Annotated in this window: 8 protein-coding genes; all 8 read left to right on the top strand. The window is 55.0% G+C overall.

The window, feature by feature from the left end; translation table 11 throughout:
• Position 1 precedes the first annotated feature (1 nt).
• The 8 genes from C3V43_RS10915 to C3V43_RS10880 all read left to right on the top strand — a co-directional run bounded on the left by C3V43_RS10915 (position 2) and on the right by C3V43_RS10880 (position 13,156).
• Positions 2 to 1,900 (top strand): outer membrane protein assembly factor BamB family protein, encoded by a 1,899-nt coding sequence (locus tag C3V43_RS10915; RefSeq protein ID WP_106069839.1) that lies wholly within the window; start codon positions 2 to 4, stop codon positions 1,898 to 1,900.
• Between the two features lie 84 nt (positions 1,901 to 1,984).
• Positions 1,985 to 3,448 carry a glycosyltransferase family 2 protein gene (locus tag C3V43_RS10910; protein ID WP_106069838.1) on the top strand — a complete coding sequence of 488 codons (1,464 nt, stop codon included), beginning with the start codon at positions 1,985 to 1,987 and terminating at the stop codon, positions 3,446 to 3,448.
• A gap of 171 nt (positions 3,449 to 3,619) precedes the next feature.
• Entirely contained in the window at positions 3,620 to 4,615 is a 996-nt protein-coding gene (locus C3V43_RS10905) for a DUF4922 domain-containing protein (protein ID WP_106069837.1), read from the top strand.
• The gene (locus tag C3V43_RS10900; RefSeq protein WP_106069836.1) at positions 4,612 to 5,946 is read left to right on the top strand and encodes a SpoIID/LytB domain-containing protein; all 1,335 of its coding nucleotides are present in this window, start codon (positions 4,612 to 4,614) and stop codon (positions 5,944 to 5,946) included. Before C3V43_RS10905 ends, C3V43_RS10900 begins: the two co-directional genes overlap by 4 nt.
• The gene (locus C3V43_RS10895; RefSeq protein WP_106070566.1) at positions 5,939 to 7,285 is read left to right on the top strand and encodes an MFS transporter; all 1,347 of its coding nucleotides are present in this window, start codon (positions 5,939 to 5,941) and stop codon (positions 7,283 to 7,285) included. The genes C3V43_RS10900 and C3V43_RS10895 overlap by 8 nt, the downstream gene beginning before the upstream one ends.
• 28 nt (positions 7,286 to 7,313) lie before the next feature.
• Positions 7,314 to 8,552: an exo-beta-N-acetylmuramidase NamZ family protein gene (locus C3V43_RS10890; protein ID WP_106069835.1), complete on the top strand. Its 1,239-nt coding sequence runs from the start codon at positions 7,314 to 7,316 to the stop codon at positions 8,550 to 8,552.
• A 378-nt stretch (positions 8,553 to 8,930) separates the two neighbouring features.
• Positions 8,931 to 11,975 carry an FAD-binding and (Fe-S)-binding domain-containing protein gene (locus C3V43_RS10885; RefSeq protein ID WP_106069834.1) on the top strand — a complete coding sequence of 1,015 codons (3,045 nt, stop codon included), beginning with the start codon at positions 8,931 to 8,933 and terminating at the stop codon, positions 11,973 to 11,975.
• Positions 11,972 to 13,156 carry an acyltransferase family protein gene (locus C3V43_RS10880; RefSeq protein ID WP_106070565.1) on the top strand — a complete coding sequence of 395 codons (1,185 nt, stop codon included), beginning with the start codon at positions 11,972 to 11,974 and terminating at the stop codon, positions 13,154 to 13,156. The genes C3V43_RS10885 and C3V43_RS10880 overlap by 4 nt, the downstream gene beginning before the upstream one ends.
• Positions 13,157 to 13,167: the final 11 nt, after the last annotated feature.

The following is a 13,167-nucleotide window of genomic DNA, read 5'->3' as shown; positions in this document are numbered from 1 at the left end:
TATGAAGTTAAACCAATCATACTTTTTCAGTCGAAGCCTGTTGACCCTGTTCCTGACGGTTTGCCTCATCCCCCTTGGCATGCAGGCACAACAGGAAACATTCCGCTTCGCGCAACTGACGGATATTCATCTGAACCCGAACAATCCGAACCCTACGGAAGACTTGCTGCGCTCCATCGCACAAATCAATGCCACGGACAGCATCGACTTCGTGCTGGTGACAGGCGACCTGACCGAGGAAGGAGACCGTACGACCATGGAGAAAGTGAAATCGTGCCTCGACCTGCTGAAAACCCGCTACTACGTCATCCTCGGCAATCATGAGACGAAGTGGAGCGACTCAGGTTGTACCGCCTTCGGAGAGATTTTCGGCGGAGAACGTTTTGAATTCGAACACAAAGGAATTCTGTTCCTCGGCTTCAACTCGGGCCCGCTGATGCGCATGGCCTATGGTCATGTAGTGCCGCAAGACATCCGGTGGATGACCGAAGAAATGGATAAGGCGGGCAGAGACAAGCCCGTGATACTGGTCACCCATTATCCGTTGATGGAAGGAGATGTGGACAACTGGTACGAGGTAACCGATGCCGTGCGCCCCTACAACATACGCTTGTTCATCGGCGGACACTATCATGCGAACAGAAATTTGCGCTACGACGGCATCCCGGGCATACTGATGCGCAGCAACCTGCGCGACAAAGAGGGAAAACCGGGGTATGGCATCTACGAAGTAAGTAAAGATTCCATCAAGGTATATACGCAGCGTATCGGCGAACCGGCCAAAGAGTGGGCAGCCTTCTCGCTCGTCGAGCCCTATTACAACCGCAACGGCAAAGCGGATAAATACCCCGACTTCTCCGTCAACAAGAACTATCCGCAGGTGAAGGAACAATGGACGGTGCAGACAGGAGTAGGCATCTACTGCTCTCCCTGCGTAGAAAAAGACAAAGTCTTTGTAGGCGACGACATGGGCATCCTCACCGCCTATGCCCTGAAGAACGGCCGTAAGCTGTGGAGCTTTGCCTCAGGCAAACGCATCGTAGGCACTCCCGCGGCAAGCGAAGGCATCGTTGTGTTCGGCTCGGCAGACCGCCGCATCTACGGAGTGAACACGAAAGACGGAAGCCTGCTATGGACGACCGAAGCCGCAGAACCTGTACTCGGGGCAGTGACCATCGACAAAGACACGGCCTACATCGGCGCCAGCGACGGCACCCTTCGTGCCATAGACATCCGCACGGGCAGGGTGGTTTGGGCCTACACGGGCGTGAAGGGTTACATCGAAACCAAACCGCTGGTAACGGAAGACAAGGTTATCTTCGGGGCATGGGACAATACACTTTATGCCCTGAACAAGGCGGACGGCAAGGAATGCTGGAGGTGGACGGGAGGACTGACCCGCATGCACTTCTCTCCCGCTGCCGTATGGCCGGTGGCAGCACAAGGAAAGGTGTTCATCACCGACCCGCAACGCGCCATGACAGCCATCGACATCCAAACCGGAAATACCGTATGGCGCACGTTCCAATCCATGGTACGCGAAACCATCGGCCTCTCCGAAGACGGTGAACGTGTATACAGCAAGACGATGAACGACAGCATTGTCTGCTACGCCACCCGGGGCGATGTCCCGAAAGAGATTTGGGCATCCGATGTAGGCTTCGGCTACGAGCATGCCCCCTCCATGCAGGTAGAAAAAGAAGGAGTGGTGTTCGGCAGTACGAAAGAAGGGCTTGTCTTCGCGTTGGAAGCCCGAAGCGGCAAAATACTGTGGAAGCACAAGATAGGAAACTCCCTTATCAGCACCGTGGTTCCGCTGAACGGCCACGAAGTACTGTTCACAGCAACGAGCGGAGAAGTGGGACTGTTGCGGGCGAAACCTGCTCCGGCACAGCGGTAAGGGAGCACACGCCTCATCGCACCATGCCAAAGAAATCGAGAGACCCCCAAATAAAGAACCAAAAGCATTAAAAACAATACGAATATGAAGAAAATCAGCTGTTTCATCCCTTACGCAGGAAAAGAACAAGTAGAGAAAACAATACAAGGACTGCAAGCCACCGGGCTTGTAGAGAGCATCTATCTGATGACCACCAACACCGAATTGAAAGAGCTTCCCGGCTGTCATCGCATTTGCGTGGAACAACCTTTCGGCAGCCGGGCCATGCACGCCGTGGCGAATGCCGCGAAGGGCGAGTACACACTGCTTTATACCAAAGAGACAACGCTCGAAATGGGCATGTTCGCCTTGGAGCGCATGATGCGCATTGCCGAAGATACGGACGCGGGCATGGTCTATGCCGACCACTACCAGACCACCAACGGCAAGCAGGCCAATGCACCCGTCATCGACTACCAGTTCGGCTCGCTCAGAGACGACTTCAACTTCGGCTCCGTGCTACTGTTCAACACCGCCAAGCTGAAAGAGGCTGCCGGACGCATGAAGGCGGAGTATCGCTTCGCCGGCCTCTATGACTTGCGCTTGAAGCTGAGCCAAAAGGCAGAGCTGGTGCACATCAACGAATATCTCTACAGTGAGGTGGAGAACGACACCCGCAAAAGCGGTGAAAAGATTTTCGACTATGTAGATCCCAAGAACCGCGACCGTCAGGTAGAAATGGAGCAGGCATGCACCGAACATCTGAAGGAAATAGACGGCTATCTGGAACCCAAATTCACGCAGATAAACTTCAATGACAACAGCTTTGAATACGAAGCATCGGTCATCATCCCCGTACGCAACCGTATCCGTACCATCCGCGACGCCATCCGGTCTGTACTGAACCAGAAGACGGACTTCAAATTCAACCTGATTATCATCGACAACCACTCCACCGACGGCACTACAGAGGCCATCGACGAGTTCAAAGCCGACGAACGCCTCATCCACATCATCCCCGAGCGCAACGACCTCGGCATCGGCGGCTGCTGGAACATGGGCGTGCACCATGCCAAATGCGGCAAGTTCGCCGTACAGCTGGACAGCGACGACGTGTACAAAGACGAGCATACCCTCGCCATCATGGTACGTGCCTTCTACGAGCAGAACTGCGCCATGGTGGTGGGCACTTACATGATGACAGACTTCAATATGAACATGATTGCGCCGGGCATTATCGACCACAAGGAATGGACGCCCGACAATGGCCGCAACAACGCCCTGCGCATCAACGGGCTGGGCGCCCCGCGCGCCTTCTACACGCCGGTGCTGCGCGAGGTGAAAGTACCCAACACCAGCTATGGCGAAGACTATGCGCTGGGACTGAACTTCTCTCGCCGTTATCAGATAGGACGTGTCTACGACGTGGTTTACCTCTGCCGACGCTGGGAAGATAATTCCGACGCCTCATTGGACATCGTGAAGCAGAACGGGCACAACCTTTATAAAGACCGCATCCGCACGTGGGAGTTGCAGGCACGCATTGCCTTGAATAAGAGTAAATTATAACCTGTTTTATCAGACACAAGTGTTTGTCCTGTCAGACACTTGTGTCTGTCGTCTTGAACACTTGTGTTTGTCACGTCAAACACTTGTGTCTGTCACGTCAAAGTCCAGTGTCTGTCATACCGAAATCCGGCATCTGCCAACACACTAAATAACAACCTGTTAAACAGAAACATGAATCAAGCGATACACCGCCTTCTGACCGAACAAACCACCTCTTGGGAAACCGCCCGCAACAACTATGCGGCTCTGGCAGGTGTGCAGGTGAAGGAGCTGAACGTAAACGGCATTCCGTATAAAGTGCAGTTTAACCCAGCCCGCATCGTTTCCTCCGGAGCCAAGGTAGACGCCAAGTCCATCCGGGAGCGGAAGTGCTTCCTATGCCCCGCCCATCTGCCGCCGGAGCAAAAAGGCATTCCATTCAAAGGGCACTACCACATACTGGTGAACCCTTTCCCCATCTTCCCCCGTCACTTGACGATACCGGAACTGGCGCACGTGCCCCAGCTCATTGCCCCCCGCTTTGCGGATATGCTGGAGTTGGCACAAGCCCTGTCGGACTTCATCATCTTCTACAACGGACCGAAGTGCGGCGCCTCCGCCCCCGACCATGCCCATTTTCAGGCCGGAAACAAAGGGTTCCTGCCCATTGAAAAAGAATGGCGCGGACAGGTTGCGGGCAAGATAGCCGATTACGGAAAGGCCGCCTTATGGTATCTGAACGATGCCCCCCGTACCACCCTCGTCATTCAATCTGCCTCGGCAGCAGACGCCACCGCCCTCTTCGACATCATCTATCGCACGTTGGACGTGAAACCCGGCGAAGACGAGCCGATGATGAACGTGCTCGCCTTATACGAAACCCAACCCGCACCCTCCCTACGGCCGGGAAACGAGCCGGAGGCAGAGGCATTCTGGACCATCTTCCTTTTTCCCCGCGAAAAGCACCGCCCCGCCTGCTACACCGCCGAGGGCGACGCCAACCTGTTGAGCAGTCCGGCCTCGGTAGACCTCGGAGGGGTATTCATCACTCCCGTAGAGAAAGATTTCAGGAAGATTACCGCCGAAGACGTAGCCCGTATTTTAGGAGAAGTATGTCTTTCTGCCGATGATTTCCAACGCATACGGCAGCGCATCAAGGAACAAATTTTAAACAATACCCCACTATGAAAGAGCCCAAAGTACACGTAGGCATTCTGTTCGAGCCACAGATAGAGTTCAACCTGCTGAGCCCGTACCGCATCGGCGGAACGGAGGTCTGCGGCAAACAAGTAGTTACTTATGACCAAGGCAGAATACGCTGGAACGGCCGCCTGTATGACGAGCTGCTGTTCGAGCCGAACAATGAGTCGACAGACGCATTCGAGCTGCTGGACGTCACCATCGGCATCAACTTCCACTGGGAACGCAAGGAGAATCAGCGTTTCCTCGGTGCCTTGAAAATCATCGTGGAAGATGGCAAGCTCACCGGCATCAATGTGGTGAAGGTGGAAGACTACCTGACCAGCGTCATCTCGTCCGAGATGAGCGCCACCGCCTCCTTGGAGTTGCTCAAGGCACACGCAGTGATTTCGAGGAGCTGGCTGCTGGCCCAAATACAAAAGAACAAGGAAATAGCCGAGACCAAGACCGATTACTCCGCCTTTACCCAAACCGAAGAACAGCTGATACGCTGGTACGACCGGGAAGACCATACACGCTTCGACGTCTGCGCCGACGACCACTGTCAACGCTATCAAGGCATTACGCGCGCCTCAACCGATATTGTCAAACAGGCCATTGCGGCCACCTACGGACAAATACTGATGTACGATGGAAGAATCTGCGATGCACGCTTCTCCAAATGTTGCGGAGGTGTATTCGAGGAGTTCCAGTATTGCTGGGAAGACGTGAAGCATCCTTATCTTACCCGACAAAGGGATTACAGCCTGAATGGCCAAAAGCTATCCGCACCCGACCTTACGCAAGAAGCCGAAGCAGAGAAGTGGATACGCACTTCGCCCGAAGCCTTCTGCAACACGGCGGACAAGCGCATACTCTCGCAGGTGCTCAATAACTACGACCAAGAGACCACGGACTTCTATCGCTGGAAGGTGACCTATGCGCAAGACGAACTGTCGGCCCTCATACTGAAGCGTTCGGGCATCGACTACGGACAAATCATCGACCTCGTTCCCGTAGCACGCGGCACGAGCGCACGCCTCTGGAAACTGAAGATTGTGGGAACAAAGAAGACGCTCACCATAGGCAAGGAGCTGGAAATACGCCGCACGCTCTCCAACTCCCACCTCTACAGCTCGGCATTCGTCGTAGACAAGGAAGATATCTCTCCCGAAGGCATACCGGGACGGTTCGTCCTCACCGGTGCAGGCTGGGGGCACGGTGTGGGCCTGTGCCAGATAGGCGCCGCCGTGATGGGCGAGCAAGGATATCGGTACGACGCCATCCTATTACATTATTATATAGACGCTGAAATCAAAAAACTTTATGACCATGAATAATGATATGAAAGAAAAGAGTCCTTGGTGGTGGGTGCCCACACTCTACTTTGCAGAAGGTGTGCCCTACTTTGTTGTCAACACCATCTCGGTGATGATGTTCACCAAGATGGGCGTGCCCAACGGCGATATGGCATTCTTCACCACGCTGCTCTACTTCCCTTGGTTCCTGAAAGGTATCTGGAGCCCCATCGTGGACGTGGTGAAGACCAAACGCTGGTGGATTCTCTCCATGCAGGCCTTGCTGACGGTGCTCATGGTGGTGCTCACCGTCAGCCTGCCCCATCCGGAGCAAGAGACCATCGCTTCGGGACAAACCCCCATCGGCATGTTCTCGTTCACGCTGATACTGTTCATCATCGCCGCCTTTGCCTCGGCCACGCACGACATTGCCGCCGACGGCTTCTACATGTTGGCACACAGTCCGAGCAGTCAGGCCGCCTTTATCGGCATCCGAAGCACGTTCTATCGGGTGGCTTCGGTCTTCGGGCAAGGCGTGTTGGTGTTCATTGCCGGCATGCTGGAGAAAGAGACGGGCAACATCCCCCTCTCTTGGCAAGTGACAATGGGCTGCGCCGCCGTGGTGTTCTGCCTGATTACCATCTACCACACCTTCCGCCTGCCGCGCTCCAAAGAAGACAAGCCCCGTGTTCCGGCCTCCGCAGCGGACGGTTCGGCACAAGCACGGCAGCAGTCGAAAGGACGGGAATTGGCCAACTCGTTCATCACCTTCGTCAAGAAGCCCGGCGTATTGCTTGCCATAGCCTTCATGCTGCTCTACCGCCTACCCGAAGGTTTCCTCATCAAGATGTGCCAGCCTTTCCTTGTGCACTCTGTCGAGAAAGGCGGACTGGGACTGAGCACCGAGATGGTGGGCATCGTATATGGCACCATCGGCGTGATAGCCCTGCTGGCCGGTGGCATCGTGGGAGGCGTCTACGCCTCGCGTCGCGGACTGAAACGTTCGTTGTGGCTCATGGCCGCCTGCATGACGCTGCCCTGCCTCACGTTCGTCTATTTAGCCGTTGTTCAGCCTGCCAGCATCACGCTGATAAGCATTGCCGTATCCATCGAGCAGTTTGGCTACGGGTTCGGCTTCACGGCTTACATGCTTTATATGATGTACTTCTCCGAAGGCGAGTTCAAGACGTCGCACTATGCCATCTGCACCGCCTTCATGGCACTGAGCATGATGCTGCCGGGATTCGTGGCAGGCTATATACAGGAAGCCATCGGCTACGTCAACTTCTTCTGGATGGTAATGGCTTGCTGCCTCGCCACACTGGCCGTCACTTATCTGGCAGACCGGAAGATTGACCCGGATTATGGAAAGGGAAAGTAGCTAATCACTAATCGTTAATCACTAAAAAATGAAACTCTTCCTCAACTGTCTGCTCTGCCTCTTCTTGACGAGTGCGACGCAGGCGCAGAAAATCAGAATAAAGACCGGCATCGAGGTGCTGAAGGAACAGAACTTCAAGTGTCTGGAAGGCAAACGCGTAGGGTTGATTACGAATCCTACGGGAGTGGACAACCGTATGAAGTCCACCATCGACATTCTGCACGAAGCGCCGAATGTAAATCTGGTAGCCCTCTACGGGCCCGAACACGGTGTGCGCGGCGATGTGCATGCGGGCGACCACGTGACGGACATCAAGGACGCTTCTACCGGACTGCCCGTCTACTCGCTCTATGGGAAAACGCGCAAGGCCACGCCGAAGATGCTGAAAGACGTAGACGTGCTGGTGTATGACATTCAAGACATCGGTTGCCGTTCGTTCACCTACATCAGCACCATGGGACTGGCTATGGAAGCAGCCGCCGAGAACGGCAAAGAGTTCATCGTACTGGACCGTCCCAACCCCTTGGGCGGACTGAAGATAGAAGGCAATCTGGTGGAAGACGACTGCGTTTCTTTTGTCAGCCAGTTCAGAATACCTTACCTTTACGCCCTCACTTGCGGCGAGTTGGCACTGATGCTCAACGGCGAAAAGATGTTGAAGGACGGGAAACAATGCAAACTCCGTGTGGTGAAGATGAAAGGCTGGAAGCGCAAGATGGACTACACGCAGACCGGACTGCAATGGGTGCCCTCGTCTCCGCACATTCCTCATCCGCATTCCGCCTTCTTCTATCCCGTCAGCGGCATCTTGGGCGAATTGGGCTATATGTCCATCGGCGTGGGCTACACCATCCCGTTCCAGATGTTTGCCGCACCGTGGATAGAGGCCGGGCAGCTTGCCGACAGGCTGAACGGACTGAACGTGCCGGGCGTCATTTTCCGGCCGATGTATCTGAAACCGTTCTACAGCGTGGGCAAAGGCAAGTTGCTGCAAGGCGTGCAGGTACACATCGTGGACTTCGGCCGGGCACCGCTGAGCGACATACAGTTCTTGGTGATGCAGGAAGTGGCCGCCCTCTATCCCGGCCGTGCCGTGTTCGACCATGCCGACAAGGGACGATTCTCTATGTTCGACAAGGTGAGCGGCTCACGCCGGATACGCGAACGCTTCGCCGAGCGCAACCGTTGGGAAGACATCCGCGACTATTGGTACAAGGACACCGAAACATTCCGCAAGTTGTCGAAGAAGTATTACTTATATAAATGACATACGCCGCTCAAGACATCACCGCAGGAGGGGCGAAACGGCGTTGGGAAGTCGCGGGTGATGACATTGGGAAGTCGTAGGCAACGACATTGGGAAGGCACAGGCAACGACATTAGGAAGTCACAGGCAACGACATTAGGATGTCATGAGCAACGACATTAGGGAGAGGCCGGCAGCCTCGTATACACGACGTCATCAGTCTCGTATATACGACATCACCGGTCTCGTATATGCGACGTTACCGGCCTCGTATATGCGGCACAACCGCCCCCTCCGTAACGCCGGAAACAGAAGCCGCCCGAAGCGTTCGCCCCGCTTCGGAGCATGGCACAAAAAGGGCGATGACAAATAACGAACCTTAACGAAAGGAGAACGAAGATGGAGAAAACAATTTACGACACATTCCTGCAAGAGGCAGGACGGTTCATCCCGAAAGACAGAATCTATACCGACCCCCTGCGCCGGTTGGCATGGGGCACGGATGCGGGCTTCTACCGCCTGATACCCCAAGTGGTGATTCGCTCGAAAGATGAAGACGAAGTCTCCCGGTTGTTGACGCTGGCCGACCGCTACAACCTGCCCGTCACTTTCCGCGCGGCAGGTACCAGCCTGTCCGGACAGGCCATCAGCGACTCCATCCTCATCGTGGCGGGCAAACACTGGGAGAAATACAAGATATCTGCCGACCGTGAGCGGATAACCCTCCAGCCCGGCATCATCGGCCAGCGTGTAAACGAGCTGCTGGCTCCCTATGGGCGGAAGTTCGCTCCCGACCCTGCCAGCGTGAAGAGCGCCATGGTGGGCGGCATCGTCATGAACAACGCCTCGGGCATGAACTGCGGCACCCATGCCAACAGCGACAAGGTGCTGATTTCTGCTCGTATTATCCTGACCGACGGCACGGTGCTGGACACCGGCGACCCCGACAGTCGCACCTCTTTCGAAGCGACCCACAGCGACTTCATCCGCCGCATCTGCAACCTACGCGACGAAATCCGCGCCAATGAGAAACTGGTAGAGCGCATCCGCTATAAATACTCCATCAAGAACGTCATGGGCCTCAACCTTCTGCCCTTCGTCCGCTTCGACGACCCGTTCGACATCATCGCCCACCTCATGGTAGGCTCCGAGGGCACGCTGGCCTTCCTTGCTGAAGTGACGATGAAAACGGAGTACGACTACCCCTGCAAGGCAAGCGCCATGATTTACTTCAAAACCATCAAAGAAGCGAGCCGCGCCGTGGTGGCGATGAAAAGACTTACGAGAACGACGCCTGGCGGACAACCGGCCGAAAGCGGCGAACCCGTTGTGAAGGGCGCCGAAATGCTGGATTCCAAAAGCCTCTCTTCCGTCAACGACCCCGTCTTCCTGAGATATAAAGGCGAAGTGGCCTCCTCCATCCTCCCGGGCGTGGAACCCGGCGACGAAATGGGGCTGACCGCCGTACTGACGGAAACCAAAGCCCGCACCCCGGAGGAATTAAAGCAGAACATCTCCGCCATCGAGGCATGTCTGACCTCGTTCAAGACCTATACGCCCGTCCGCTTTACCGACAACCCCGAAGAGTACTCCCCCTATTGGGCCATCCGTTCCGGCATCTTCCCCTCCGTGGGAGGAACACGCAAGCCGGGCACAACCTGCCTCATCGAGGACATCGCCTTCCACATCGAAGACCTGCCCGAAGCCACCGCCGAACTGCAACAGCTCATCGCCCGCCACGGCTACGACGATGCCTGCATCTACGGGCATGCCCTCGAAGGGAACTATCACTTCATCATCAACCAGTCGTTCAGCACTGCCGACGAAGTGAAACGCTACGAAGCCCTGATGAATGACGTCAAAACGTTAGTTGTAGACAAGTACGACGGCTCTCTGAAAGCCGAACACGGCACGGGGCGCAACATGGCGCCTTTCGTCCGCTACGAATGGGGCGACGATGCTTTCCGGGCCATGCAGACCGTCAAGAAGATTTTCGACCCGAAAGGCTTGTTGAATCCCGGCGTCATCTTCAACGACGACCCTCAATGCCACATCAAGCACTTCAAGCCACTGCCCGTCTTAGCCATCGACGAAAAGAACCGAGCCACCGGCTATCAACTGCAACGCAATTCCGATGGAATTGCCATCGTGGCACTTTGCCCGCCACTTGCGGCCGACAAGTGCATAGAATGCGGCTTCTGCGAAGTAAACTGCCTTTCCTGCGGTTTCACCCTCTCCTCGCGCCAACGCATCGTGGTGCAACGCGAGATATCTCGCCTGAAGCAACACGGATATTTACAAGAAGCCAAAAAACTTGAAAAGCAATACCGCTACCTCGGCGACCAAACCTGCGCCGGCGACGGGCTCTGCTCCACATCCTGCCCGATGGGCATCAATACCGGCGACCTCACCCACCTCGTCCGACAGGAAGCATTGCCCAAGAACAGCCTCGGATATAAAGCAGGAGACTTTGCCGCCAATCATTTTGCAGGCGTCAAAAGCGCCCTACGTTCCACCCTGCGCTTGGCCGACTTCGGCCATTCCCTGTTAGGGACGAAAGCCATGAGTGCCGTTACCAAAGGCATGCACAAACTGCCAAACATACCCTTGTGGACACCTGCCATGCCCAAGGCCTACAAATATACCGGTTCACAAGCCTCACCGACACATACATCCGACAGGGAAGAGAATGCCATGCAAAACAACACCATCCGCAAAGTAGTCTACTTTCCCAGTTGTATTAACCAAACCATGGGTTTATCCAAGAAATCACCCGTAGAGCAGGCGCTGGTAAACAAAATGATATCCCTGTTGCAGAAAGCGGGCTACGAGGTCATCTTCCCGGAGGGGATGGACAAACTGTGTTGCGGCACCATCTGGGAAAGCAAAGGCATGCCCGACATAGCCGACCGCAAGGTAGAAGAACTCGAAGCCGCCTTGTGGGAAGCCAGTCGGCAAGGCGAATATCCTGTGCTTTGCGACCAAAGCCCCTGCCTGCACCGCATGCGCCAACACATCAAACGGATGAAACTGTACGAACCCGCAGAATTTATCCACACTTTCTTGCGAGACAAGCTGGACTTCACGCCTACCGACCGCCCCGTGGCCATCCATATCACCTGCTCCATGCGGAAAATGGGATTGGCGGATACATTGACCGGCCTTGCCCGTCTTTGTTCCAACAATGTCATCATTCCGGAGGAAGTGGGGTGTTGCGGCTTCGCAGGCGACCGTGGTTTCACCCATCCCGAGCTGAATGCTTACGCCCTGCGTAAACTGCGTCCACAGATAGAAGCTGCCGGAGTACAGATAGGCTACTCCAACAGCCGTACCTGCGAAATAGGGCTGACAACGAACGCCGGTATTCCTTACGTATCCATCGTCTATTTAGTGGACGAATGTACCAAACCATTGATGACAAACTTAACACATACAAACTCATGAACAGTCCGAAAATAAACAAACGCATCCTTGCACTCGACATTCTCCGCGGCGTCACCATTGCAGGCATGATTATGGTGAACAATCCCGGAAGTTGGGCGCACATCTATGCTCCGCTGCGCCATGCCGAATGGAACGGCCTTACGCCCACCGATCTTGTTTTTCCTTTCTTCATGTTCATCATGGGTATCTCCACGTATATCTCTTTGAAGAAATACGATTTTACTTTCAGCCATGCCGCCGCACTAAAGATACTGAAGCGCACCGTCCTCATCTTTCTCATCGGCATGGCCATCGGCTGGTTCTCCCGTTTCTGCTACTACTGGGCCTCCGCTCCAGATGACTTGAGCTTCGGCGAGAACTTGTGGGCTTCGGTCTGGACTTTCGACCGTATGCGCATCTTGGGCGTCATGCAGCGACTGGCCCTGTGCTACGGGGCAACCTCCATCATTGCACTGACCATGAAGCACAAGCACATCCCCTACCTCATCTTCAGCCTGCTGGCAGGCTATTTCATCCTGCTGATGTGCGGCAACGGATTTGCCTATAACGAAACGAACATACTTTCCGTTGTAGACCGCACTCTCCTGACCCCTGCACACATGTACAAGGACAACGGCATCGACCCTGAAGGCATATTGAGCACCATTCCCTCCATTGCCCATGTGTTGCTTGGCTTCTGCGTGGGGCGGTTGATGCTTGACGGCAACAAGTCGGCCGACCGCGAAAGCTTCCTGAACGCACAGCTCATCACACTGTTTCTGACAGGTGTCATCCTTACTTTTGCCGGCTTCCTGCTGAGCTACGGATGCCCCATCAACAAGAAGATATGGTCGCCTACCTATGTGCTCGTCACCTGCGGACTGGCATCGAGCTTCCTGGCATTGCTCATCTGGATTATCGACGTGAAAGGCGCCAGACGGTGGAGCATGTTCTTCGAAGCCTTCGGTGTGAACCCTCTGTTCATGTATGTGCTGGGCGGTGTGCTCAGCATTCTGTTCGGCAGCATCCGTTTTCCGTGGGCCGACGGCAGCATCAGCATACATGGATTCCTGTACAAGATAGTGCTCATGCCCGTCTTCGGTGAAACCGGAGGCTCGCTGGCCTATGCCCTTCTGTTCATCGCAATCAACTGGTGCATCGGCTATCAGCTATACAAACGGAAGATATACATCAAGATATAAAAATAACATAT

Source organism: Prevotella heparinolytica, from assembly GCF_002998535.1.
GTDB lineage: Bacteria > Bacteroidota > Bacteroidia > Bacteroidales > Bacteroidaceae > Bacteroides > Bacteroides heparinolyticus.
Note: the sequence above shows the minus strand (reverse complement) of the source record. Positions and strands in the feature narration are given on the sequence as shown.

What these genes read in the sequence shown, in the direction of transcription:
- C3V43_RS10915 (WP_106069839.1), top strand. Translation starts at nt 2, where the DNA reads ATGAAGTTAAACCAATCATACTTTTTCAGTCGAAGCCTGTTGACCCTG.
- C3V43_RS10910 (WP_106069838.1), top strand. Translation starts at nt 1,985, where the DNA reads ATGAAGAAAATCAGCTGTTTCATCCCTTACGCAGGAAAAGAACAAGTA.
- C3V43_RS10905 (WP_106069837.1), top strand. Translation starts at nt 3,620, where the DNA reads ATGAATCAAGCGATACACCGCCTTCTGACCGAACAAACCACCTCTTGG.
- C3V43_RS10900 (WP_106069836.1), top strand. Translation starts at nt 4,612, where the DNA reads ATGAAAGAGCCCAAAGTACACGTAGGCATTCTGTTCGAGCCACAGATA.
- C3V43_RS10895 (WP_106070566.1), top strand. Translation starts at nt 5,939, where the DNA reads ATGAATAATGATATGAAAGAAAAGAGTCCTTGGTGGTGGGTGCCCACA.
- C3V43_RS10890 (WP_106069835.1), top strand. Translation starts at nt 7,314, where the DNA reads ATGAAACTCTTCCTCAACTGTCTGCTCTGCCTCTTCTTGACGAGTGCG.
- C3V43_RS10885 (WP_106069834.1), top strand. Translation starts at nt 8,931, where the DNA reads ATGGAGAAAACAATTTACGACACATTCCTGCAAGAGGCAGGACGGTTC.
- C3V43_RS10880 (WP_106070565.1), top strand. Translation starts at nt 11,972, where the DNA reads ATGAACAGTCCGAAAATAAACAAACGCATCCTTGCACTCGACATTCTC.